The 23,137-nt window shown below is 72.3% G+C and carries 19 protein-coding genes and 1 riboswitch; of the genes, 9 read left to right on the top strand and 10 right to left on the bottom strand.

Features of this window, described 5'->3' with window-relative positions; genetic code table 11:
- Nucleotides 1-47 precede the first annotated feature (47 nt).
- Nucleotides 48-875, bottom strand: coding sequence for a hypothetical protein (locus ACLBYB_RS24730; protein ID WP_447700368.1), 828 nt, complete (start codon nt 873-875; stop codon nt 48-50).
- Nucleotides 876-928: 53 nt separating this feature from the next.
- Nucleotides 929-1,141 (bottom strand): hypothetical protein, encoded by a 213-nt coding sequence (locus tag ACLBYB_RS24725; protein ID WP_042674087.1) that lies wholly within the window; start codon nt 1,139-1,141, stop codon nt 929-931.
- 436 nt (nt 1,142-1,577) lie between these two features.
- On the opposite strand from ACLBYB_RS24725, the gene ACLBYB_RS24720 reads away from it, so the two are divergent.
- A complete protein-coding gene (locus tag ACLBYB_RS24720; RefSeq protein WP_020093681.1) occupies nt 1,578-1,871 on the top strand; it encodes a hypothetical protein in 294 nt (97 codons plus the stop codon).
- Nucleotides 1,872-1,917: 46 nt separating this feature from the next.
- The gene (gene gshB / locus ACLBYB_RS24715; protein ID WP_103985405.1) at nt 1,918-2,874 is read left to right on the top strand and encodes a glutathione synthase; all 957 of its coding nucleotides are present in this window, start codon (nt 1,918-1,920) and stop codon (nt 2,872-2,874) included.
- Between the two features lie 10 nt (nt 2,875-2,884).
- On the opposite strand, the gene ACLBYB_RS24710 is transcribed toward gshB, so the two are convergent.
- Both ACLBYB_RS24710 and ACLBYB_RS24705 read right to left on the bottom strand, forming a co-directional pair.
- Entirely contained in the window at nt 2,885-4,420 is a 1,536-nt protein-coding gene (locus ACLBYB_RS24710) for a cation:proton antiporter (protein WP_447695212.1), read from the bottom strand.
- A gap of 57 nt (nt 4,421-4,477) precedes the next feature.
- Entirely contained in the window at nt 4,478-5,923 is a 1,446-nt protein-coding gene (locus ACLBYB_RS24705) for a carbohydrate porin (protein WP_447700367.1), read from the bottom strand.
- A gap of 122 nt (nt 5,924-6,045) precedes the next feature.
- Here ACLBYB_RS24705 and ACLBYB_RS24700 point away from each other — a divergent pair, with 122 nt between their 5' ends.
- Nucleotides 6,046-7,644, top strand: coding sequence for a gamma-glutamyltransferase family protein (locus tag ACLBYB_RS24700; RefSeq protein ID WP_447700366.1), 1,599 nt, complete (start codon nt 6,046-6,048; stop codon nt 7,642-7,644).
- A 156-nt stretch (nt 7,645-7,800) separates the two neighbouring features.
- Here ACLBYB_RS24700 and ACLBYB_RS24695 read toward each other — a convergent pair whose 3' ends face one another.
- From ACLBYB_RS24695 to ACLBYB_RS24685, 3 genes are all read right to left on the bottom strand, one after another.
- Nucleotides 7,801-8,658: a class I SAM-dependent methyltransferase gene (locus ACLBYB_RS24695; RefSeq protein WP_447700365.1), complete on the bottom strand. Its 858-nt coding sequence runs from the start codon at nt 8,656-8,658 to the stop codon at nt 7,801-7,803.
- 11 nt (nt 8,659-8,669) lie between these two features.
- Nucleotides 8,670-9,179 carry an OsmC family protein gene (locus tag ACLBYB_RS24690; protein WP_020093675.1) on the bottom strand — a complete coding sequence of 170 codons (510 nt, stop codon included), beginning with the start codon at nt 9,177-9,179 and terminating at the stop codon, nt 8,670-8,672.
- Between the two features lie 258 nt (nt 9,180-9,437).
- A complete protein-coding gene (locus tag ACLBYB_RS24685) occupies nt 9,438-10,556 on the bottom strand; it encodes an aminotransferase class I/II-fold pyridoxal phosphate-dependent enzyme (protein ID WP_447700364.1) in 1,119 nt (372 codons plus the stop codon).
- Between the two features lie 90 nt (nt 10,557-10,646).
- Here ACLBYB_RS24685 and ACLBYB_RS24680 point away from each other — a divergent pair, with 90 nt between their 5' ends.
- The 3 genes from ACLBYB_RS24680 to ACLBYB_RS24670 all read left to right on the top strand — a co-directional run bounded on the left by ACLBYB_RS24680 (nt 10,647) and on the right by ACLBYB_RS24670 (nt 13,144).
- Entirely contained in the window at nt 10,647-11,912 is a 1,266-nt protein-coding gene (locus tag ACLBYB_RS24680) for an adenosylmethionine--8-amino-7-oxononanoate transaminase (RefSeq protein WP_447700363.1), read from the top strand.
- A gap of 134 nt (nt 11,913-12,046) precedes the next feature.
- On the top strand, nt 12,047-12,436 hold the full coding sequence (locus ACLBYB_RS24675) for a response regulator (protein WP_020093672.1): 390 nt from the start codon (nt 12,047-12,049) through the stop codon (nt 12,434-12,436).
- 135 nt (nt 12,437-12,571) lie between these two features.
- A complete protein-coding gene (locus tag ACLBYB_RS24670; protein ID WP_020093671.1) occupies nt 12,572-13,144 on the top strand; it encodes a MarR family winged helix-turn-helix transcriptional regulator in 573 nt (190 codons plus the stop codon).
- Nucleotides 13,145-13,153: 9 nt separating this feature from the next.
- On the opposite strand, the gene ACLBYB_RS24665 is transcribed toward ACLBYB_RS24670, so the two are convergent.
- Nucleotides 13,154-14,374 carry a GTP-binding protein gene (locus tag ACLBYB_RS24665; protein ID WP_447700362.1) on the bottom strand — a complete coding sequence of 407 codons (1,221 nt, stop codon included), beginning with the start codon at nt 14,372-14,374 and terminating at the stop codon, nt 13,154-13,156.
- Nucleotides 14,375-14,559: 185 nt separating this feature from the next.
- On the opposite strand from ACLBYB_RS24665, the gene ACLBYB_RS24660 reads away from it, so the two are divergent.
- Nucleotides 14,560-16,704, top strand: coding sequence for a TonB-dependent receptor (locus ACLBYB_RS24660; protein WP_170868143.1), 2,145 nt, complete (start codon nt 14,560-14,562; stop codon nt 16,702-16,704).
- Between the two features lie 205 nt (nt 16,705-16,909).
- On the top strand, nt 16,910-17,896 hold the full coding sequence (locus ACLBYB_RS24655; RefSeq protein ID WP_447700361.1) for a helix-turn-helix domain-containing protein: 987 nt from the start codon (nt 16,910-16,912) through the stop codon (nt 17,894-17,896).
- Nucleotides 17,897-17,974: 78 nt separating this feature from the next.
- Here the strand turns inward: ACLBYB_RS24655 and ACLBYB_RS24650 are convergent, their stop codons facing one another.
- Entirely contained in the window at nt 17,975-19,435 is a 1,461-nt protein-coding gene (locus tag ACLBYB_RS24650; RefSeq protein WP_447700360.1) for a PepSY domain-containing protein, read from the bottom strand.
- Nucleotides 19,429-21,615, bottom strand: a complete 2,187-nt coding sequence (locus ACLBYB_RS24645) for a TonB-dependent receptor (protein WP_447700359.1) — start codon at nt 21,613-21,615, stop codon at nt 19,429-19,431. Before ACLBYB_RS24645 ends, ACLBYB_RS24650 begins: the two co-directional genes overlap by 7 nt.
- Before the next feature lie 285 nt (nt 21,616-21,900).
- Nucleotides 21,901-22,093, bottom strand: a riboswitch (cobalamin riboswitch).
- Nucleotides 22,094-22,230: 137 nt separating this feature from the next.
- Here ACLBYB_RS24645 and ACLBYB_RS24640 point away from each other — a divergent pair.
- The gene (locus tag ACLBYB_RS24640) at nt 22,231-22,665 is read left to right on the top strand and encodes an NUDIX hydrolase (protein WP_447700358.1); all 435 of its coding nucleotides are present in this window, start codon (nt 22,231-22,233) and stop codon (nt 22,663-22,665) included.
- Nucleotides 22,666-23,137: the final 472 nt, after the last annotated feature.

Below are 23,137 nucleotides of genomic sequence, written 5' to 3'. Positions count from 1 at the left end.
CGGCCATCCGCGCGGCACGACCCTCATCCTCGGGCGGCCTCGAGCGCTCAGTATTTGACCACCAGCGGTTCCGCCTGCGCGACCGGTGGGGGCGGCAGCGGAAGCGGCCCGAGGCCGCACCGGGCCGCGGCGTCCGGCGGCAGGAGCGGGTCGAGCAGGTTGCGGCGCGCGGCCAGCATCAGGATGGACCGCTCGGCCGAGACCGATTCCGGCGCCGGCGCGGCCGCGAACAGGTGCTCCAGCGCGAACCGGTAGCGGGCGAGCCGCAGGCCGGCCTCGAAGCGCACCCAGGCGATCAGGCAGCGGTTCTCGGCGACCCGCTGGACGGCATCCCGCACGGCGGCGTCGTCGAGGGTCTTGGCGAAGGGCAGGCTGCGCAGGCGAGCGGCATCCGCGTCGATGACGCGGGCGGCCAGCGCCACGAAGAGCGGGATCAGCCGCGCGTCGGCGGTCGCGTCGTCGCTGAGCTTCCGGTAGCGGGAGACTGGGGAGCGGGACGGCTCCTCCGTCAGGGCCTCGTAATAGGCGCCGACTTCCTCGTAGCGCCACGTCGGCGGGAGCGCGTGGGCGCTGGCGAGGCCGAACACCGTGTCCTGGAAGGCCGTGAAGTTGCTGGCCGGCGCGACGAACCGCCACGCGCGGTCGCGCAGGGTCAGTTCGTCGTCGGTGAGGCCGGAATCGAGCAGGAGGCGCCCACGATCCCGGGTGCTGAAGCTGCCCGTCGTGTCGATGAGCCCGTTCCAGACCCCCGTGCGCGGCCGGCCGAAATCGCCGCTCTGGGTGCAGGCCGCGAGCAGGGCGAGCGCGGCGCCGGCGGGGGCGAGGCGCAGCGTGGTGCGCGCGCGGTCGGGCTGCCGGCGATCCGGGGCTGACATGGGAGAACCGTCGGTGGTGTCGCGCGGCCGGGCTGACATGCGCGGGGACGTCCTCAGGACGCGAGGCGCTCGTAGCGCACGCCGAGGAACAGGAGGATCTCGCCGCGCCGCTCGCCGGAGCGCGGGATCCGGCAGGTCCGCCGCGCCTCCGCGCCCGGGAACGGGATCAGGGTGGCGGACGGGGCCTGCGCGGCTCTGCGCGCCGGATCGGCGACGGGCTTCGACGAACGGGCTTCGCCGGTCTCCAGCGGCTTGATGAGGGTCATGGTCTCCGGCTCCTGTCGGCGGTCCGAGCATCTGGCCCGGGCCCTTCGGAGGGCGTCGGCAAGGGCTACCGAAACAATCCAGCACGACGTGGTTAACGGAGTCTTTCCGGGCCCCCGCCGGGAATCTCGGTGCTCGCAGGAGTTGGCGCGTGAATTGCGTGGGTGTTCGCGCCCATGGCGGGCGTTTCCTCCCTTCGACTTGAGGCCCTGTCCGATCCGGACGGGGCCTTCTTATGTGCGGACGGCCCGCCGGGCGGCGGCGCTGTGCGACCCGCGCGCCACACCGCGGCGAAGCGTGGCCGCGACGTTGCCGCGCGGAACCCGTCGGGACCCTCGGCGCTTGCCTACCGCCCGGCCCGACCGATATGCCGGGCACGGGCGATGGCGGGACCGTCGTGTCGGCTCTCCGCCCGATCGAGATTGAGGACACCGCTGAATGCGACTGGTTCCGGAACGATCCCTGCGCGCCTTCCGCCGCCGCGGCTTGGCTACTGCGGCGCTGGCGCTGTTCGCGCTGACCGCCGGCCCCGCCTACGCCCAGCGGGAGGATCAGGGCCTGCAGCTCGGCTGCGCGAACGACTATTTCCGCCTCTGCGCGGGCGTCGATCCGAACAGCCAGGACGCGGATCGCTGCATGATGCGCAACCGCAAGCGCCTGTCCCCGGAATGCCGGGCGGCGATCGGCGACTACGACAAGCGCACCGGCAGCAAGTCCCTGTCCGACGATTGAGACGGGACCCGGTCGAGTTGCCCGCCGTTGGCGAGGGGCGTTTGGTATGAGCCTGACCGTCGCGGTCCAGATGGACCCGATCCAGAACATCCGGATCGCGGGTGACACCACCTTCGCCCTGCTGCTGGAAGCCCAGCGGCGGGGGCACGCGCTCGTCTACTACACGCCCGACCGGCTCTCGATGCAGGGCCGTCGCGTGACGGCCCGCGTCGAGCGGCTGACCGTGCAGGACGTCGAGGGCGCGCACTTCACCTTGGCGCCGCCGGAGCGGATCGACCTCGCCGAGGCGGACGTGGTGCTGATGCGCCAGGACCCGCCCTTCGACATGGCCTACATCACGGCCACCCACATGCTCGAGCGGATCCATCCGGAGACCCTCGTGGTCAACGATCCCTTCGAGGTGCGCAACGCGCCCGAGAAGCTGTTCGTCCTCGACTTCCCCGAGCTGATGCCGCCGACGCTGATCAGTCGCGACAAGGCGGAGATCGAGGCCTTCCGGCTGGAGCACGGGACCGTGGCGATGAAGCCGCTGCACGGGCACGGCGGCGCGGCCGTGTTCAAGGTCACCGAGAAAGACCCGAATTTCGGCTCGATGTTCGACCTGTTCGCCACGACCTTCCGGGAGGCCTGGGTCGTGCAGCGCTACCTCGACCGGGTCACCGAGGGCGACAAGCGCATCATCCTGGTCGACGGCGTCCCGATGGGGGCGGTCAACCGCGTCCCGGCCGCGAACGACATCCGCTCCAACATGGTCCGCGGCGGCGCCGCCTCCGCCTCCGAGCTGACCGACCGCGAGCGCGAGATCTGCGCCACGATCGGCCCGGAACTGGCGCGGCGGGGCCTGATCCTGGTGGGCATCGACGTGATCGACGGGCATCTCACCGAGATCAACGTCACCTCCCCCACCGGCATCCGGGCGATCCAGCGGCTCGGGGGCCCCGACCTGTCGGTCGCGGTCTGGGACGCGATCGAGGCCCGGATCGCGGCGCGCAAGGGCGTCTGACGGGGCGCGCTCAGGTCTCCGCGCGCGGGGTCGCGCTGAGCTCGGCCCAGTCGAATTCCTCCTCCAGCAGGTAGTAGGCGTCGTCGCCGATCCGCCCCTGGCGGCGCAGGGCGAGCACCGCGTCGCGGGCGGCCTCGACGGCGCGCCGCCGCGCGGCATCCGCCGGCAGGCTCTCCGGCGCCAAGCCCTCGTCATGCGCCTCGGCCTCCGCGAGGGCCGCGCGGAACTCGGCCCGCAGGGCGTCGGTCGCCGGCTCGTTCTCGGCGTCGGCGAGGCTCTCCAGGGCGGCCTCGTAGGCCGCCGCGCGGGCCCAACCGGTCTCCCGGCCCACCGGATCGTCGTCCTCCAGCCGCAGACGGGCGAGCAGCGGCCGCAGGGTCAGGCCCTGGACGATCAGGGTGCCGAGCACCGTGACGAAGGCGGTGACCACCACGAGATCCCGGTGCGGGAACTCGGCGGGCAGCGCCAGAGCGGCCGCCACGGTGACGATCCCGCGCATGCCCGCCCACGACAGGGCGATCCCCGGGCCCAGCCGCGCTGGGGCGCCGGCCTGCCGGAGGCCGAACCCGCGGATCCCTGTGGTCGGCATCACCCAGGCGAGGCGGGTCAGGACCACGGTGGCGAAGGTCGCGCCCGCGAGGATCAGCGCCTGCCACGCGTCCGCGCCGCTCAACCGGTCCCGGATCGGGTCGATCTGGATACCGATCAGCACGAAGGCCAGGACGTTGAGCACGAACACCGCCGTGTCCCAGACCGCGTAGGAGATCACCCGGGCGCGGGGCGCGGTGACGCCGGGTGCCCGGCGGGCGACCGTCACCGCGAAGGTCACGATGGTCAGGACCCCCGACAGCTCCAGCCGCTCCGCGGCGAGCCAGATCCCGAAGGCGGCGACGAACTGGAGCACGATCGCGCTCGCCGGATCGGTCACGCGCCGGGTCACGGCCACGAACAGCAGGCCGAGGCAGGGGCCGACGACGAGGCTCGCGACCACGCCCAGGAGGAAGGCCGGCGCCACCTCCGCCGGGTGGAAGGTGCCGGCCATCGCGGCGGTCACGCCGAGCCGGTAGATCAGCAGCGAGGCCGCGTCGTTGAGCAGGCTCTCGCCGCGCAGGATCGTGGCGAGCCGGTGCGGCATCGGCGCGTGCTTGAGCACCGCCAGCGCCGCCACGGCGTCGGGCGGCGCGACCACGGCGCCGAGCACGATGCAGGCGGAGAGCGGCATGTCCGGCACGACGAGCCGCGCCACGACCGCGACCGCGACAGTCGTCACCGCCACGGCCCCGACCGCGAGCCCGAGCACCGCGCGCCAGTTCTCCTTCAGGTCCCGCACCGAGGCGTCGAACCCGGCATCGAGCAGGACCGGGGCCAGGAACAGGGCGAGCGCCAGTTCGGGATCGAGCCGCAGGTTCGGGACGCCGGGCACGAAGGCGAGGCCGACGCCGCCCAGCGCCAGGAAGGCGGGATATGGCGCACCGAGCCGGCGCGCGACGCCGGCCAGGAGGACGGCGCCGAACAGGACGCCGACGACCCACTCGAAAATCAACATGCTGCTGAAAGAGGCGGAGGCCCGGGAGCGTTCCGGGTGCCGCGGTCGCAGGCCGGCTCAGTACTGCACGGTCGCGCGCAGGCCGAGCACCGCCGCGTTGCGCAGCCGGCGCCCGTCCGGACCTGCGATTCCGGCACCGGGCCGGATGACGTACTGCGCGTCGGGCTGCACCGTGAAGCCCGGCACGACCACCGCCTGATAGGTCGCCTCGATCACCGCCTCGGCGCGGCGGCGCGGCATCGGCATCCCGGTGTAGAGGATCGTGTCCCGGTCGGCCCGCTGGGCGTCGTCGCCGATGCGGGCGTAGGCGAAGCTGAGTCCGATCGTGTCGTCGTCGCGCCCCTCGAACAGGCCCTTGTAGGCGAGGCCGGTATCCACGTAGGCGTCGATCAGGCTCGAACGCGTGGGCGACCACGCCGCGCGCACGAAGAAGCCCAGGCCCTCGTCGTCCTTGCCGGATTCCCGGTAGAGGGTCTGGTCGTAGATCGCGTAGAGGCCGGCATTGCCGCGCACCGGCCGGCCGATCCCGGTGGCGTTCGGGTCGGCCAGCGGCACGCCGGTGATGTCGAAGCGCAGGCTGTCGAACCGGCCGAAATGCTGCCAGCCGCCGAGGGTGATGTCCCCGGGCAATCCCCGGGCGCCGGGCGCGATGTTGTACGCGTAGGTGACCTCGGCGATGACCAGGGCCGGATCGCGCAAGCGGAAATTCGTGCCCGTCCGGTCGAGGCGCTGTGCCTCCGGATCCCGACCGGGGCGGTTCGCGCCGGCCGGATCGCCGTCGTAGAGGCCGACCTGCAGGGAGAAGCCGTTGCCCGGCACGTACTTGGCCCGGATCGCCGGCGCCGCGAGCGGGTAGGCCGGGCCGCCGCTCGGCAGGTCGAGCCCGGTGATGGCCGGCCAGCCGAAGGTCGAGTTCACGAACAGGGTCGCGGTCTGGCTGACGAAGAACTCGGTATCGGCGGCCTGCTGGCCGATCCGGATCCCGAGCTTTCCGTCCATCAGGCTCTGGTCGAGCCAGAGAACGTAGAGCCGCGTCGACGGCAGCGCCTCGATGACACTCGTCGTGAGCAGGTTGCCGACATAGTAGCGCGACAGGCCGGTGCCGTGGATGAAGTAGGCGTTGGCGTGGACCGTCGCGCCCTGCCAGCCCGCGAGCTTGTCGAGGTCGAGGTTGAGGCGCAGGTTGAGGCGGTCCTCGACGATCGCGCCCTGCCGCAGGCCGCCGACCGGGTTGCCGAGCACGTCGACGATGTAGGTCAGGCTGTACTCGATGCCCCGCTCCTTCAGGACCGGGCGGATCCCCAGCGGATCGCCGAGCGGGCCGAGCGAGGGTTCGACCGAGCGGACGTAGCCGCCGGAGGCCTGGCTGGTGGTCTCCGGCTGGGAGACCGAGACGCGCGGATCGGCGCCCGCGCCCTCGAAGACCGAGGGCACGTGCTGCTGGGCCGCGGCGGGCACGGCCGAGAGGGCCAGGGCAAACGAGGCTATGAGCTTCCGGACCATGGGCCGCTAGTCGGCGACAGTACGGGCCGCAGAATAGCACGGCGTGCTGGTCGAACACGCTCGACCTTTGCAGAAGCCGCGCGCTCGCCTAACCCTGCGGCCGGTACACCACAGGACCGTCGATGCCCGAGACCCCCGTCTTCACGTCCGCCGCCGTCGCCGCGCCCCACAGCCTCGCCGCCCAGGCCGGCCAGACCGTCCTGGCGCAGGGCGGCAACGCCATCGAGGCGATGGTGGCGATGGCCGCCTCCATCGCGGTGGTCTACCCGCACATGAACGGAATCGGCGGCGACGGCTTCTGGCTCGTGCGCGAGCGCGGCGGGCGGGTGCGCGGCATCGAGGCCTGCGGTCCGGCCGGGCGCCTCGCCACGATCCCGCGCTATCGCGAGAAGGGCTACGACGCGATCCCCGCCCGCGGCCCCGACGCGATGGTGACGGTCGCCGGCGCGGTGGGCGGCTGGCGCCTCGCCCTGGAGCTGGCGCGGGCGCTGGGCGGCCGCCTCCCGCTGGAGACCCTGCTGGCCGACGCGATCGCGCAGGCGCGGGCCGGCGTCCCGGTCTCCCCGTCGGAGGCGCGCTACGTGCCCCAGGAACTCGACACCCTCCACGACGCCCCGAACTTCGCGCGGACGTTCCTGAAGGACGGCAAGCCGTTCCCGGCCGGCGAGACCCGGAGCCTCCCGCTGCTCGCCGCCACCCTGGAGCAGCTCGCCCATGCGGGCCTCGGCGACTTCTACCGCGGCGATATCGGCCGGGAGATCGCCGCCGACCTGGAGCGCCTCGGCGCGCCGGTCACCCGGGCGGATCTGGAATCCTTCGCGGCGGTCGAGCGGGCGCCCCTGTCGATCCGCCGCCGCGACGCGACGCTCTACAACTTCCCGCCGCCGACCCAGGGGCTCGCGGCGCTCCTGATCCTCGGGATCTTCGACCGTCTCAACATCGCCGAGCCCGAGACCACGGCCCATTACCACGGGCTGATCGAGGCGACGAAGCGGGCCTTCGCGATCCGCGACCGGGTGGTCACCGATTTCGCCCGCCTGCGGCACGATCCCGCCACCTTCCTGACCCCGGACCGGCTCGCCCGCGAGGCCGCGCTCGTCGACATGGGCCGCGCCGCCCGGGTGCCCCTGCCCGATCCCGGTCACGGCGACACGGTCTGGATGGGCGCCATCGACAAGGACGGCCTCGCCGTCTCCTACATCCAGTCGGTCTACTGGGAGTACGGCTCCGGCACGGTCCTGCCCGCCACCGGCATCTGCTGGCAGAACCGGGGCATGTCGTTCTCCCTCGACCCGAAGGCCGTGAATCCCCTGGAGCCGGGCCGGCGCCCGTTCCACACGCTGATCCCGGCGCTCGCCGCCTTCGACGACGGGCGGGTGATGAGCTACGGCAGCATGGGCGGCGACGGGCAGCCGCAGTTCCAGGCCCAGATCTTCACCCGCTACGCCGATTACGGGATGCCGGTGGCGGACGCGGTCGACGCGCCGCGCCTGCTCTACGGCCGCACCTGGGGCGCGCCCTCCCTGAGCGTGAAGGTGGAGGACCGGTTCGATCCGGCCTGCATCGCGGCCCTGGGCCGGCTCGGCCACGAGATCGAGGAACTCGGCGGCTCCTACATCGACTCGCTCGGCCATGCCGGCATGCTGGTCCGCCATCCCCGGAACGGGCGGATCGAGGCGACCCACGACCCGCGCTCGGACGGCGGCGCGCTGGGTCTCTGATACCGTTTCCGATCGACCCTTCGGCGGCCGTCGCGCCGTTCGTCATCACGCGCGCAGCGCAGTGACCCAGGGCAGCGGGACGCCCCGGATCGTCGCGCGGGCTGGATCGCTTCGCTCCGCTCGCGAAGACGGTGAGAGCGAGCCGCGGCGCGGAACCTATCCCGCCTGGACGAGCCAGCAGGCGGCGCGCAGGCGCACGGCGCCGCCCGCCGCGTGCCGCCGGAGGGCCGCCGCCACGGCCGCCTCGGCGCGCGCCCGGAGATCCGGCGCGGCCTCGCGGACGAGATGGGAGCTCGGCCCGAGGTTCAGGGCGACGTGGGTGGCCGCCGCGACCGCCGCCGCGTCGGTCTCGCCCTGCCCGAGGACGATGTCCCGGTCGAGGGCATCGCAGGTGACGGCGTCGAACCCGGCCCCGCGCAGGAGCGCGACGAGCGGGTCGGCGTCGGCGAAGCGGAACGGACCCGGCGTGTCGGGCTGCGGCGGCGGCGGCACCTCCGGCAGGAGCGGCAGCACCGCGTCGCGCGGCACGCCGACCCACAGGTTCTCGGCGAGGGGCCGCCAGCACAGGAAGGTCATCCGGCCGCCCGGCCGGAGCATCCGGCGCACGTTGGCGAAGGCGCGGGCGGAATCCGGGAAGAACATCACGCCGAATCGCGACACGACCCGGTCGAACCGGCCGAGATCGGCCGTCTCGACATCGGCCTCGACGAACCGGATCGACGCGCTCCCGGGGGCCTCCGCCTCGGCGCGCTCCCGCCCCACGGCGAGGAGCGGCGCCGAGATGTCGGCGCCCGTCACGCTCCCGGCGGGCCCGACCCGGCGCGCGGCCTCCAGGGTCGTGGCGCCCGCGCCGCAGCCGATGTCGAGCACCGTCTCGCCCGGGGCGAGCCCCGCGCGGGCGAAGAGCGCCTCCGTCAGCGGGACGAACATCGCGTCGAGGACGGCCTGATTGCGCGCCCAGCGCGTCCCGACCTCGCCGTTCCAGTACTCGGCCTGGGTGATGCCGCCCGCCATGGTGCGCTCCGTTAGGCGGTCGTCGCGGCGACCGACAGTTCCGGCTTGTGGTTGAGGGTCTGGAACACGACGCAGTAGCGCTCGGTCAGCTTCAGGAGCTGCGCGAGCTTGTCCTCCGGCGCGTCGGTGTCGAGCTCGAAGAACAGGCGGATGTTGCGGAAGCCCACCGGCGCCTCCTTGTCGACCCCGAGGGTGCCGCGGAAATCGAGGTCGCCCTCGGCGCTGACCGTGCCGGCGCGCAGCGGGATCTCCAGGGCGGTCGCCACCGCCTTGAGCGTCACGCCCGCGCAGGCGACCAGCGCCTCCAGCAGCATGTCGCCCGAGCACAGCTCCGCGCCCGAGCCGCCCGTGGCCGGATGCAGCCCGGCCTCCGCGATGGCGCGGCCCGTCTCGACCTTGCAGGCGATCTTGGTGTCGTCCAGCGTGCCCCTGGCCTTCAAGGTGATGACCGCCGCGTCCGGCGCGGTGCGGTACTTGTCCTTGATCGGAGCCTGGAGGGCTCGCAGCGCGGTGGCGTCCATGGCGTCGTCCTCTCGATGATGTCGCCCGACCTCGGGCGGCCGGATCGGGTTCTCGATGCGCGAAACGCCTTAGCAGGTTGTCGCGACGCCCTCACCGTCTTTGCGAGCGCAGCGAAGCAATCCAGCGTGGCGCCACGATCCCAGGGGTCGTGCCGCCCTGCCCAGCTTCGCTGGGCTCGCAGAGACGAACGGTGTCCGCAGCCGCTTGTTCGGCCCGCAGATATGAGAATCGGCGCGATCACCGAGAAGCGCCCGCGCTCAACCGATCAGGGCGGCCACGGCCTCCGCGAGGGCGTCGACCTGGGCCTCGTCGTGGGCGGCCGAGAATGCGACCCGCAGCCGCGCGGTGCCGGCCGGCACGGTCGGCGGGCGGATCGCCACCACGAGGTAGCCCTGCGCCTCCAACGCCGCCGAGATGTCGAGCGCCGCCTGCGCCTCGCCGACCAGGACCGGCACGACCGCGCTCTCGGCCTCCGGCAGGCCCAGGCGGGCGGTGAAGCGCCGGGCGAGGGCGAGCGGACGGGCCCGGCGCTCGGGCTCCGCCTCCAGGATCGCCAGCGCCTCCAGGGCCGCGGCGGCCGAGGCCGGTGGCAGGCCGGTGGTGTAGACGAAGCTGCGGGCACGGCTCGTCATCAGGTCGATGACCGGGCGCGAGGCGCAGAGATAGCCGCCGTACGAGCCGAGCGCCTTCGAAAGGGTGCCCATCTCCAGGGGCGCCCGCGGTCCGTCCTCGACCACGCCGATGCCGTGGGCGTCGTCCACCAGCGTCCAGGCGTCGAAGGATTCGGCGATGCCCAGGATGTCGCCGAGGGGCGCACGGTCGCCGTCCATGCTGAACACGCGCTCGGTCAGCACGAGGGCGCGCCCGTGGTGCGGCCGGTGCTCGGCGAGCCGCGCCGCGAGGTCGCCGGGATCGTTGTGGCGGAAGGTCAGGACCCGCGCGCCCGAGAGCCGCGCGCCCGCCCACATGCAGGCGTGGGACAGCTCGTCGAGCAGGACGAGGTCGCCCCGCCCGGCGAGCGCCGGGGTGATGCCGAGATTGGCGAGGTAGCCGCTGCCGAAGACCAGCGCGGCCTCCGTGCCCTTGTGGCGGGCGAGGCCGGCCTCCAGCGCGCCGAGATAGGGGTGGTCGCCGGTCACGAGCCGCGACCCGCCCGCCCCCGCGCCGTGGCTCGCGACCGCGGCCTGGGCCGCCGCGATCACCCGCGGGTGATGCGAGAGGCCGAGATAGTCGTTGCACGAGAAGGAGACGAGCGCCCGTCCCCGCCGCGCCGCCGCGGCGCCGGCGCCGCGCTCCGTCGGCACCAGCTTGCGGCGCAGGCTGCCGGCCTCGAGGGCGTCGAGTTTCCCGGTGGCGAAGGCGTCGAGGCTGTCCATGGAAACGGGGATGGGCGGTGCCGCGAAGACAATGTCAAGCGGCGGGTGCCGGTCCTTGACCCCCGTCCGAGGCCACATCATGCCAGGCGCATGACCCTCGCAACGCCCGCAGGCCATCTCTGGCGGCCCTACACGCAGATGCGCCGTGCGGCGCCGCCCCTGGAGGCGGTCGCGACCCAGGGCACCCGCATCCGCCTCGCCGACGGGCGCGAGCTCGTGGACGGCATCGCCTCCTGGTGGACCGCGGTGCACGGCTACAATCACCCGCACATAGCGGGCGCGGTGGCCGACCAGCTCGCGCGCATGCCCCACGTGATGTTCGGCGGCCTCACCCACGCGCCGGCGGAGGCCCTGGCCCGGCGGCTCGCCGCCCTGCTGCCGGGCGATCTCGACCACGTCTTCCTCAGCGATTCGGGCTCGGTCGCCGTGGAGGTCGCGCTCAAGATGGCGGCGCAGATGTGGATCAACCGCGGCGTGAGCGGGCGGACGAAGGTCCTCGCGTTCCGCGGCGGCTACCACGGCGACACGATGGGAGCGATGTCGGTCTGCGACCCCGAGGAGGGCATGCATCGCCGCTTCGGCACCTACCTGCCGAGCCAGATCTTCTGCGACCTGCCGCGCAGCGCGGCCGAGACCGCGGCGCTCGACGCGGCCCTCGCGGCCCATCGCGACACCCTGGCGGCGGTGATCGTCGAGCCGCTGGTGCAGGGGGCCGGCGGGATGCGGACCCACCCGCCGGAGGTGCTGGCGACAGTCGCCGGGCTGGCGCGTCGCCATGGACTGCCGCTCATCGCCGACGAGATCTTCACCGGCTTCGGGCGCACCGGCAGCCTGTTCGCCTGCGAGCAGGCGGGGATCGTGCCCGACATCCTGTGCCTGTCGAAGGCGCTCACGGGCGGCACGATGGCGCTCGCCGCCACGATCGCCCGCACGAAGGTGTTCGCGGCGTTCTGGTCCGAGGATCCGGCGGCGGCGCTGATGCACGGCCCGACCTTCATGGCCAACCCCCTCGCCTGCGCGGCGGCCAATGCCAGCCTCGACCTGTTCGAGACCGAGCCGCGCCTGAGCCAGGCCCGCGCCATCGCGGAGCGCCTCGCCGCGGGGCTGGAGCCGCTGCGGCGTGTGCCCGGCGTGGCCGATGTCCGGGTCCTCGGGGCCATCGGCGCGGTCCAGTTCGCGCGGGCGCCCGATCTGGCCGTCCTGAAGGCGGAACTGCTCGCCCGCAGCGTCTGGGTGCGACCCTTCGGCGACATCGTATACCTCACCCCCGCGCTCACGATCGGTGCGGCCGATCTCGACCGGCTCATCGAGGCTGTCGCCGGGGTGGTGACCGAGCTGGCGCCGGCATCGACATGACGCCCGCGCGTTCCACTTTCCCGTGACGAGCCCCCGTGCCGGCCTGCAACCCGGGACCGTTTCTGCCGTTGGGCCTACGGCTGGAGATGCGTGCGGCGGCCCGCGCGGCCGGGTGCTGCCGAAGGGAGTACACAGTGGCGAGCGAGCAGACGGGTTCGAGCGGCGATCGGCCGGTAATCCTCCTCGTCGAGGACGAGGCGCTGACGATCATGGACCTCGGGGACGTGCTGGAGGAAGGCGGCTACGACACCGTCCAGTGCGCCTCGGCCGAGCGGGCGCTGAGCATCCTGCAGGCGCGCCCGGACATCTGCGGGCTGGTCACGGACGTGCAGCTCTCGGGAAAGACCGACGGTTTCGACCTCGCGAGCTCCGTGGCCGAGGCGCGGCCGCAACTGCCGATCCTGATCGTGTCCGGGCGCGCGGCCCCGGACCCGGCCCGCATGCCCGAGCATGCCGAGTTCATCGCCCGTCCCTGCACCGGCGAGGACATCCTGGACCGTCTCCAGCGTCTCATGCACTGCTGAGCGGGACTCCGCGCCAGCCCCGTCATCGCACCGTCACCGGTCGGCGCCACAGGGACCTGGGCGGCCGCTTGATGGGGGTGGACGGTGCAGATTCAGGATCGTCCGGCGGCCGCCGGCTCTAATTCGGGCGCTCCGGTGGGCGACAAGCAGAAGCGCGATCATCAGGACGAGGCCGCGGTGCTCGGCCTCCCGTCCAAGAAGCTGAGGCCACCCGGCGTGCGCAGCGTCGGCTGGGCGCTGGTGCAGGCGGCGCGCCTGCACCGGGCACGGACCGGCGACCGTCTGGCCAAGCTCGGCCTGTTCGCCGGCCAGGAGCAGGTGGTGCAGGCGCTCGCCGCGGCCGGCACGATGACGATGGGCGATCTCGCCGCCCTGCTGCGCGTCCGGCCGCCCACCGCCTCCAAGACCGTCACGCGGCTCGCGGCCCTCGGCATCGTCGAGCGCCGGGCCGAATCGGGCGACGGCCGCGTGGTGCGGGTCCAGCTCACGGAGACCGGCAGGGCCAAGGCCGAGGCCATCGAGCGGATCCAAGAGGAGGTCGAGGCCGAGTTGCTCGACCACCTCGACAAGACCGACCGCCGCCGCCTCCGGAAGCTCCTGCGCAAGGCGGCTCGCGGCCTCGCGGAGGCGGCCGGCGCATCCGGTCAGACGACCGAGGCGGATGCCGAGATCGAGGCCGAGGACGAGGCGGAGGCGCTGGCCACCTGACCGTCGCCCTCAGGCCGCACGGCGCCAGGCCGGGAACGGATCCGGCAGGCCGCGATAGGGCGCGGGATCGAACGGCGCCCGGTCCGCGCCCGTCTCGATCAGGCAGGCGTCCAGCGCTGCCGTGAGCGCCGCGGCGTCCATGCCGGTGCCGATGAAGACCAGCTCCTGGCGCCGGTCGCCCCAGACCTCGCTCCAGACGTCCCGGAGCCGCGCCTGGAACTCGGGCGCCTCCGGCCAGCGCCGCCGCGGCACGGCCGACCACCAGAACCCCATCGCCGAGACCCGGGCCACGGCGCCCGCCAGGGAGAACTCGCCGACCCAGTCCGGCCGGGTCGCGAGCCAGAAATGGCCCTTCGCGCGGATCAGGCCCGGCCACGTGGCGTTGACGAAGGCGTTGAAGCGCTCCGGGTCGAAGGGCCGCCGGGCCCGGTAGACGAAGGAGGCGATGCCGTACGCCTCGGTCTCCGGCACGTGCGCGTGGGCGCCGTAGAGTTCCTTGAACCAGAGCGGGTGCTGTTGCGCCTTCTCCTCGTCGAAGAGGCCGGTGTCGAGGATCTCGGCGAGCGGCGCGCGCCCGTGATCGGTCTCGAGGATGCGGGCATCGGCGTTCAGGCCGCGCACGACGGAGCGCACCAGCGCGAGGTGCTCGGCCGGCACGTCGCGCGCCTTGTTGATCACCACCACGTCGGCGAACTCGATCTGCTCCACGAGCAGGTCCACGAGCGTGCGCGTGTCCTCGGCGCCCGCCGTCTCGCCGCGCTCGCGCAGGAAGGCGGCCGAGCCGTAATCCTTGAGCAGGTTCACCGCGTCGACCACGGTCACCATCGTGTCGAGGCGGGCGAGATCCGAGAGCGACCGGCCGGCCTCGTCGCGGAACGAGAAGGTCGAGGCGACCGGCAGCGGCTCGGCGATGCCGGTCCCCTCGATCAGCAGGTAGTCGAACCGCCCCGTCTCCGACAGCCGCCGGACCTCGGCGAGCAGGTCGTCGCGCAGGGTGCAGCAGATGCAGCCGTTGGTCATCTCGACCAGGGTCTCGTCGGTCCGGGAGAGGTCGGCGCCCCCGGCGCGGACCAGATCGGCGTCGATGTTCACCTCGCTCATGTCGTTCACGATGACCGCGACGCGGCGGCCGTCACGATTGTTGAGCACGTGATTGAGCAGGGTCGTCTTCCCAGCCCCGAGGAAGCCGGACAGGACGGTGACGGGAAGGCGGGTGTCGCGCTGAATCATGACGCGATCAAAATGTTATAACGTTTCAAAGTCAACCCGCCTCGACGGAGCGAGCCGAAGCGCCGCCCAGACGCCTGTTGCAACGATGTAACGTTTCTCGCCCGTGTCCGACGGGCGCGGGATTAAGGCTTGCACCGATCCGATGGGCCGCAACAATGAAACGATATAACACTGTGTGAGTCTCGATGCTTCCCTCGCGCCGCTTCGGCTTCCTCGCCAGCACGGTCCTGTCCTCGACCGTCTGCGCCGGCCTCCTCACACCGTCCGCCGCGCGGGCGCAGCAGGCCGTCGCCCTCGACGAGATCAGCGTCACCAGCCCGAGCCCGATCCAGCCGTCGCGCGGCGCGGTCGCGGCGGATGCGGCGGTGCCGATCGGCGTCCTGCCGGTGGCGACCAACACGTTCTCACCGGTGACGGTGGTGACCCAGGACCAGATCGCGCGCGACCAGCCCCGGACCCTGGGCGACGCCCTGTTCGACCGTCCGGGCATCTCGGGCACGACCTACGCGCCGGGTGCGGCCTCGCGACCGATCATCCGCGGCCTCGACAATGCCCGGGTGCGGATCCAGGAGAACGGCATCGTCAACGGCGGCGTGTCCGACCTCGGCGAGGACCACGCCGTGCCGGTGAACCCGCTGGTCTCCGACCGGATCGAGGTGATCCGCGGTCCCGCGACCCTGCGCTACGGCTCGGGGGCCATCGGCGGCGTCGTCTCGGCCGACAACAACCGGGTCCCGACCTTCATCCCGGCGAACGGGGTGCAGGGGCAGGTCACCAGCGGCTTCTCCAGCGTGGATAACGGCCGGCTCGGGGCCGCCACGGTGGACGCCGGCGGCGACGGCATCGCGGTCCACGCCGACGGCTTCAAGACCGCCAACGACAGCTACGCGATCCCCGGCGGGATCCAGCGCAACTCGTACAACGAGTCGCAGGGCGGCGCGGTCGGCATCTCGGCGATCGGCGACCGCGGCTTCGTGGGCATCTCCTTCAGCCACTACGACGCGGTCTACGCGATCCCCGGCGGCGTGGCCGAGCAGGACCGGACCCGCCTGACCCCGAACCAGGACCGGGTCCTGTCGCGGGGTGAGTACCGTCCGCTCGACGGGCCCTTCGAGGTGATCCGCTACTGGGCGGGCTACTCGGTCTACCGCCACAACGAGGTCGGGATCGGCGACGACGGGATCGAGGGCGTCCAGGCGATCTTCAAGAACCGCGAGGCCGAGGGCCGCCTGGAACTCCAGCACGTCCCGGTCATCACCGAGTTCGGCAGGCTCACCGGCGCTCTGGGCTTCCAGTCGGACCGGCGCGTGATCAACACGCAGCTCGAATCGTTCCTGCCGAAGACGGAGTCGCGCGCGAACGCGGTCTACCTCTTCGAGGAACTGGAACTGCGCCCGGGCACGCGGCTGCAGGCGGCCGGGCGCTACGAGGTCGACCGGCTGTCGAGCACGGCGGCGCAGTTCCCCGCCGACTACGTGCCGGTCGACGGCCAGGAGCCGTTCCAGTACGCCCGGACCCGGCGCTTCGCCCCGAAGAGCGCCAGCATCGGCGCCCTGCAGGACCTGCCCTACGGCTTCGTGGCGAGCCTCACCGGCTCCTACGTCGAGCGCGGGCCCACGGGATACGAGCTGTTCTCGCAGGGCCCGCACGACGCCACCGCGACCTTCGAGATCGGCAACCCGAACCTCAAGAAGGAGCGCGCCCGGACCGTCGAGGCCAGCATCCGGCGGGCCGAGGGGCCCTTCCGCCTGGACGCCACCGGCTACTTCACCCGCTACACCGGCTTCATCTACCGGAACTACACGGGTCTGACCTGCGACGACGACTTCGCCTCCTGCGGCGTCGGCACCGACAACCGGCAGATCGTCTACCAGCAGCAGAACGCGACCTTCTACGGCGCCGAGATCATCGGCCAGTACGACCTCGTGCCGGTGGGCAACGGCTTCGCCGGCGTCGAGGCGCAGTTCGACTTCGTCCGCGCCCAGTTCGACAACGGCGCGAACGTGCCGCGCATCCCGCCCTACCGGCTCGGCGGCGGCGTCTACCTGCGGGCCGACGGGTGGTTCGCGCGGGTGAACCTGCTCCATGCCTTCAGCCACGACGCCACGGCCGTGTACGAGACGCCGACCCCCGGCTACGACGACCTGCGCGCCGAACTGAGCTACACCAAGGCCGTCGATCCCGCGGTCTACGGGGCGAGCGCGATCACCCTCGGCCTCCAGGGCCGCAACCTCCTGAACGACGATATCCGCAACTCGACCTCGTTCAAGAAGGACGAGATCCTGCTGCCGGGGCGGAACGTGCGGCTGTTCCTGACGGCGCGGTTCTAGGGTCGGACATCAGGCCGCGTGATCGTGATGATGCTCGAGAGGGATGGATCATCGCCGGCCCGCTTCCGGACTGCGCTGTCTGGCCGGGCGCCGCTGCTCCGCCTCTGATCCCCCGTCTGCCTGTTGTGAGAGTAGATTATATACAATAGATGCGTGGGTTCCCGATCTTCGCCACCGGGTGGCGACAGGGATGCCCAGGCGGCGGATGCAACCGTTTTTCTCGACAGACGGGATTCATCCCAGAAACGCGGTCCGCCAATGGCGGGAGCTGGTCTGCGAGCGGCTCGTGCCTGCCGAGATCGAGACGCCGGACGGTCTCCCGTTCCAGGGACGGCTGGACGTGACGTGTATCGGCGCGATGCCGATCTCGCATTTCTGGCACACAACCGTGCGGACCAGAATCACGGACGCCGAAGCGCGACGCCGCGGGAACCCCGATCGGGTTTTCGTGCTCCTGAAGCTGTCCGGACGGGACACAATCCAGCAGCTTGACCGAGAGGCGAAGACCAAGCCGGGCGACCTCATCTTGCTCGACTCGAGTTCTTCCGTGATGGAGGCGGAGACCGGCGACTCCTTGGTCATCGATCTGCCGCGCCAGCGTTTCGAGACCGTTCTGGGCCCGTCCCGGCTCTACACCGCGCTCACGGCCGCAGCGGACCTCGCCTCGACGACCCTGACGGGCTCGTACCTTCAGGAACTCGTCCGGGTCAGCGATCGCCTCACCCCTGACGCGGCCGAGCGCATGGCATCGATCGGCGTCGACCTGATCGTGGCGAGCCTCGCCGAACGGATGGCGCAGGAGGTACCCCGTTCCGTCCACGGCAACGTCACGGTCCAGCGCGCCAAGGCCTATGTCGAGGCGAACCTGAGCGACCCGAACCTGGATCCGCCGCAACTCGCCGCCGCGATGGGCGTGTCGTTGCGGCGGCTGCAGGAGCTGTTTCATGAGCGCGGCCGGCACATCTCCGACTACATCTGGGGACGCCGACTGGAGGTGGCAGCCAAACGCCTGACCGACCCGGCCTGCGCCACCCTGTCGATCGGCCTGTTGGCTTATGGCTGCGGCTTCAGCAGCCAGGCGCATTTCGCGCGCCGCTTCAAGGATCGCTACGACGTGAGCCCCCGTGAATACCGGCAGGCGCACAGGCCGGACGTGGAGGTATTTGCGTCCGCCTCCGGGCTGTCGTCCTGATGCGCAGCACGACCGGATCGGATCGGAAGCCACCGCCGGGCCGATCTCGACGGCTCGACAGCATACGTGGAACCGATCTCAGGCGGACAGCGTCCGACGCAGCCTGCGCCAGCCCGCCACGATCCCGGTGATCGCGATGCCCGCCGCCAGGAGATTCAGGACCCACTGGGCCGTATCGTGCAGGGGGCGGTTGCCGGTGAGCCCCGGCAGGTCGAGCCGGTGCGCGGCGTCGAACAGCCAGCGGTTGATCCGGCTCGAGCGGTCCAGGCGCTGGAGGATCGCGCCGTCCCGGGGATCGACGTGGAGCCACGTGGCGGCCGCGTCGCCGAAGCGCAGGCGCAGCACCGGAAGCGGCCGTGGGTCGGCCCCGTGGGGATACCAGTAGGCGTCGTAGGCGTATAGCGGGCGGATCGACCGGAGGGGACCGTCCGCGAAACCGTCTGCCGCGGCCGTCGCGATGCTGCGCGCGTCGAGGGCGGTCGCGCCGTCCGCCGCGACCGTCCGGAGGCCGTCCGCCGTCTCGGCGACGATCCACCAGCGTCCGCCGATGGCGGCGAAGCGCAGGGTGCGCGTACCCGGCACGGCGCCATCGCGGAGCCGGTGCGGATCGAGGCCGAGCGCCGGCGGGGTTCCGGCATAGGCGGCGCGCAACGCTACCGGCGGGCTGGTCGCGCTGAACCAGCGGTTCGGGTTCATGGAGATCCAGCCGCTGGCGATGAACGTGCTCAAGCCGAGGCCCCCCGCGAGGCCGAGCAGGTGGTGCCAGCGCGCGAGGCCGCGATAGGGCGTGACGGCCCCGCCCGCGTAGCGCCGCCGAAGGCGCAGGCGCCAGATTCCGATCGCGCCTCCGCTCAGCGCCCCGAGGGCGGCGAAACCGGACAGCCACAACAGGATCGTCCGCCACAGCTCCGGCCGGGCCCGCAGCGGCGTGAGGTAGATCCAGTGCGCCACCGAACCCACCCAGTTCCAGCCCCGCTCGAAGCGTGTCGTGTCGAGGGCGATCTCGCCGGTCACCGCAGACACGTAGAGCTCGGTCCCCGCGGCGTCGCCGAGGGCCACCTTCAGGAAGGGCCGGAGCGGGTCGTAGCGGGCCGTGACGGTCCACTGGTCGCGCGCGACCTGCTCGGCCTGCGCAGCCGGAGCACCACCGGCCGCGACACGCAGCGCGTCTGCGGGTGTCAGCGGACCGAGCCGCGCGCCGGTCCGTGCCGAGACCGTCACCCGGGTGCCGTCGTGGCCGGCGATCCGGTAGACCGGCTCGTCGCCCCGCATCTCCAGGCCGAAGGCGGCCGGCACTCCGGCGAGCCCGCCGGCCCGCAGCGCCGCGTCCGGCGCGACCGCGACCTGATCCCAGGCGATCGGGGCGAGCCGCGACAGCCGCTCGGCCTCGGTGAGCGCCGGGAACGGCACGTAGAGCATCACCAGCCCGGAGCCGATCCACAGCGCGAAGAACAGCCCCGCGGCGATCCCGGCCCAGCGGTGGAACAGGAGCAGCCAGCGCCGTCCCGCCTTGCCGAGCCGGCGCGGCAGGCTCACCACGTCACCGTGTAGGCGACCTCGACCGAGCGCGGGCGCCCGAGCAGCCAGTTGGTCCCGACCCCGTTCACGGCGTTGCCCGAGATCGCGTAGACCTTGTCGAACAGGTTGTAGACCCGCACGGACAGGCGTGAATCCGCCGTCACCTGATGGTCCAGGACCGCGTTGACGAGGTTGTAGGCGGGGCGCCGCGCGGTGTTGCCGAAGTCGCTGTAGACCTGCCCGACGTTCTGCAGTCCGACCCGCGCGGTCCAGTCGCGGGTGACGTCCCAGGTCAGCCAGAGGTTGGCCACGCGCTCGGGCACGTCGATCGGCTGGTTGCCGGCATACGAGACGGTGGCGCCGTTCACCGTCTGGTCGAACCGGTCGTACTGCGCGTGGAGGAGCGCGAGGTTGCCGTCGAGCCGCCAGCCCGGCGCGAAGCGCCAGCCGAGCGCCAGCTCGAAGCCCTGCGAGGACTGGCTCCCCACCTGCGTGGACAGCGTCGGCTGGCCGGGGATCGCCGAGATCAGGTTGTCCTTGACGATCCGGTAGCCCGCGACGGTCCATTCGAGGGCGCCGTCGAAGGCCAGCCCCTTGGCGCCGATCTCGACCTGATCGCCGGTCGCGAGCCTGAAGCCCGCCAGCGACTGCGACAGCGTGATCAGGCTGTTCACCGGGTCGGTGGCGAAGCTGTACTGGGCGTAGAGCGCGCTGTCCGGCGTCGGGTTGTAGACGAGGCCGAACCGGTAGCCGAGCGCCCGGTAGGTCTTCTCGAACCGCGATCCCGTCTGCAGGTCCTCGCGGTTCAGCGTCGGCACGTCGAGGCGCACGCCCGTGAGGAACGAGAGCTTGTCCGACAGGATCACCCGGTCCTCGGCGAAGACCGAGGCCTGGCTCGTCTGCGTCGCGTAGGCCGGGCGCGCCCGGCCGTTCTGCGGGAACAGGCCCGGATCGTAGCCGGTGAGCGGTACGCTGGTTGTCGGAGCGTCGAAATAGAAGTTGTTGGTGTGGCGGAAGTCGATGTGATTCACGTCGAAGCCGGCCACGAACTGGTTCGGCAGCCCGAACAGGCTGCCCCGGACCGTCGCGTCGAGGCGGTCTCCGACCTGCTCCTGGCTGTGGTAGATCTCCAGGTAGTCGCCCCGGTCCACGAGCCCGGTGCCGCGGTTGTAGCTGTACTGCTCGACGTCGAGCCAGTGGCGCCGGCTGGTGAGCCGGTAGGCGGTGTTGCGGATCGTGATGTCGGCCGAGGGGGACCACTCGGTCTTGAGCTGGGTCCAGTTGTCGGCCCAGGTGATCTTCGCGTCGCGGACGTTGTAGTTGTTGAACCGGATGAGATCCGGGATCCGTCCCTCGACCAGCGGGGTGCCCCAGTAGCGGGCGGGCTCCTGGTAGCCGAGATCGTGGCTCAGGGTGAAGGCGAGGTCGGCGCTCGGCCGGAACAGCAGGGCGGCGGAGACCGCGAGGTTGCGGAAATCGCCCTCCGGCCGCATCCAGCCGTCGGCGCGATTGCCGCTGACGTTGAGGCGGTACGCGAAGGTGTCGCCGTACTCCGCTTGGCCCAGCGGGCCGCCGGAATCGAGGGCGAGCCGCGCGACCCCGTCGGTGCCGATCACCGCGCGGGCGGCGTTGATCGGCACGAAGACCGGCTTCTTGGGCACCACGTTGATGACGCCGCCGATGGCGCCGTCGCCGTAGAGCACCGAGGACGGCCCGCGCAGCACCTCGATCCGCTCGACGTTCCACGTGTCGAACGGGAAGGTCACGGTGTTGGCGCCGACGTAGAAGCGCGTGCCGTCGTAGAGCTGCTGGATCGAGTTCGGGCCGGCGAAGCCGCGGGATGTGAACGCGCCGTTGCCGTTGCCGGGCGCTGCGATGGTGGTGATGCCGGTCGCGTCCTGGGTCACGGCCTCGGCGATCGTGTCCTGGCCGCGCAGCCGCGCGGTCTCGCCCGACACGATGTCGAGGCTGGCCGGCGTCTCCAGCGGTGTCAGGCCGAGGCGGCTCGCGGTCCGGTCGGGCGTGCGCAGGTTGAGCCCGTTCGGCGGGAGGCGGCCCGGGTCGCCGCCCGCGCCCGCGACCGACAGCTCATCCAGCGTGACCGCCTCCTGTGCGGCGGCCGGACTGGCGAGGAGCGCGAGGAGAACGCCGCAGAGGGGGGCCCGCCCGCCGAGGCAGGAGCGATGGGTCGATGGAGACATGGGGAAAGCGGTCCGTGCACGGCGCGCGCCGGCCCCCGCGTCCTACAAGCATTGTAATAACATTACAATGCACTCGCTGTCCGGTAGCCTCTGCCCGTGCGGGCGCGCGACGGCGTCCTGCGACAGGGCTCGAGGGGTTCGGGACGGCGGAGACGGGCATGGGGAACGGCGTCGCGGGCGCGCTTGCTGTGGCACGTCACCGCGAACGAGGCCTCGGCGGCCGCCTCCCCTCGGGACTGGCGGCGCCTCGACACCCGCCAGGACACCCCGCCCGGCGCGTTTCGCGTGTGACCACGGCTGACGGCAGGTCTCCTGGCTCGCGGGTCGCCGCCCTCGCACCGTCTTCCCGGGGTGACCCAGTGACGTGGTGGTGAAGGGCTCGCCGCTTACAGTTGCGGGGGCAGCCGCGGCTTCGGGGCGAACCCCTCACCGCGTTCCCTTTTGATCCCCGAGGGGAACCGTCGAACACAGCTTGGCCGTAGCGGGGGCGGGCGTCAACCGTGTGTCCGGTTGTTGCCGTGGATCGGCGCACTGTGCGCCGGTCCGTTGCGACCGCGCCGACGACGGGCTAGCCCCTGCGGGATGACGGTCTGGCGGCCCCCTGCGGAGATTCGCGTGAAGGCGCTGGGTCTGCCCCGGCGCGGCAACAGCCTGCTCGTGGCCGAGGTCCGCGCGGATGACGGGCGGCTGAAGGGCGTCCGGCCGCTCGGCGGCAGCGTCGCGTTCGGCGAGCGGGTCGAGGACGCCCTGATCCGGGAGTTCCAGGAGGAGCTCGGCGTCACCGTCTCGGTGCTCGGCGGCCCCCGCGTCATGGAGAACATCTTCACGCACGAGGGGCAGGTCGGGCACGAGGTGCTGTTCCTGTTCCCCGTCGCCCTGCCGCCGGGGCGGTTCGACGGGCAGGAGCGCTTCGTCTTCCACGAGGATTCCGGCACCGCCTGCGTGGCGCTGTGGTGCGATCTGGACGGGCTCGACGTGCCGGGCGGTCCCGACCTCTTCCCCGCCGGCCTGAAGGACCGCCTCCGCGACGCGTGGCGCGCGGAGCCCTGACGGACCGGGCCGGCCCACCGCCTTTGCCGCTCGGCGCGGGCGATGCTACAGCCGGGCAATCCCATCGGTCCGGACGTCCGCGACGCCGCGGCCCATGCGCCCGGACGCTCCGTCCGACGCGGAGACGGGTGCCGGCGGAAGCATGACGATACGACCTCCCAGAAGCGGCGGGCCGACGGGGCGCAAGCCTCAGGCCGGCAAGTCCAGCGCCAGCAAGTTCAGGGGCGGCAAGGCCCAGGCCGACGGCCGCGCCCGCACGGGCCCGCGCACCAGCGCCCGCGACGCCGCCGAGCGCGCGGCCCGCAACCGCGGCGAGGATGCCGGCACCCGCGATCCCTGGGGCGCGCAGGCCGCTGCGGCCCCGGCCCCGGCGCCGGCCACGGGGGAGAGGACTTTTCCGCGATCATCCGTATGCTCCGCGGGCAGGGAGGCGAGTCGTGAGCGACACGTACGGGACGATCCTGACGGGGGC

The sequence above is a fragment of the Methylobacterium sp. D54C genome (assembly GCF_053345595.1).
Note: the sequence above shows the minus strand (reverse complement) of the source record. Positions and strands in the feature narration are given on the sequence as shown.

Coding starts and splice junctions, on each gene's coding strand:
- ACLBYB_RS24645 (WP_447700359.1), bottom strand. CDS start 21,615: ATGTCTCCATCGACCCATCGCTCCTGCCTCGGCGGGCGGGCCCCCCTC.
- ACLBYB_RS24685 (WP_447700364.1), bottom strand. CDS start 10,556: ATGGACAGCCTCGACGCCTTCGCCACCGGGAAACTCGACGCCCTCGAG.
- ACLBYB_RS24660 (WP_170868143.1), top strand. CDS start 14,560: ATGCTTCCCTCGCGCCGCTTCGGCTTCCTCGCCAGCACGGTCCTGTCC.
- ACLBYB_RS24710 (WP_447695212.1), bottom strand. CDS start 4,420: ATGTTGATTTTCGAGTGGGTCGTCGGCGTCCTGTTCGGCGCCGTCCTC.
- gshB (WP_103985405.1), top strand. CDS start 1,918: ATGAGCCTGACCGTCGCGGTCCAGATGGACCCGATCCAGAACATCCGG.
- ACLBYB_RS24725 (WP_042674087.1), bottom strand. CDS start 1,141: ATGACCCTCATCAAGCCGCTGGAGACCGGCGAAGCCCGTTCGTCGAAG.
- ACLBYB_RS24700 (WP_447700366.1), top strand. CDS start 6,046: ATGCCCGAGACCCCCGTCTTCACGTCCGCCGCCGTCGCCGCGCCCCAC.
- ACLBYB_RS24665 (WP_447700362.1), bottom strand. CDS start 14,374: ATGATTCAGCGCGACACCCGCCTTCCCGTCACCGTCCTGTCCGGCTTC.
- ACLBYB_RS24680 (WP_447700363.1), top strand. CDS start 10,647: ATGACCCTCGCAACGCCCGCAGGCCATCTCTGGCGGCCCTACACGCAG.
- ACLBYB_RS24695 (WP_447700365.1), bottom strand. CDS start 8,658: ATGGCGGGCGGCATCACCCAGGCCGAGTACTGGAACGGCGAGGTCGGG.
- ACLBYB_RS24730 (WP_447700368.1), bottom strand. CDS start 875: ATGTCAGCCCCGGATCGCCGGCAGCCCGACCGCGCGCGCACCACGCTG.
- ACLBYB_RS24655 (WP_447700361.1), top strand. CDS start 16,910: ATGCAACCGTTTTTCTCGACAGACGGGATTCATCCCAGAAACGCGGTC.
- ACLBYB_RS24720 (WP_020093681.1), top strand. CDS start 1,578: ATGCGACTGGTTCCGGAACGATCCCTGCGCGCCTTCCGCCGCCGCGGC.
- ACLBYB_RS24705 (WP_447700367.1), bottom strand. CDS start 5,923: ATGGTCCGGAAGCTCATAGCCTCGTTTGCCCTGGCCCTCTCGGCCGTG.
- ACLBYB_RS24690 (WP_020093675.1), bottom strand. CDS start 9,179: ATGGACGCCACCGCGCTGCGAGCCCTCCAGGCTCCGATCAAGGACAAG.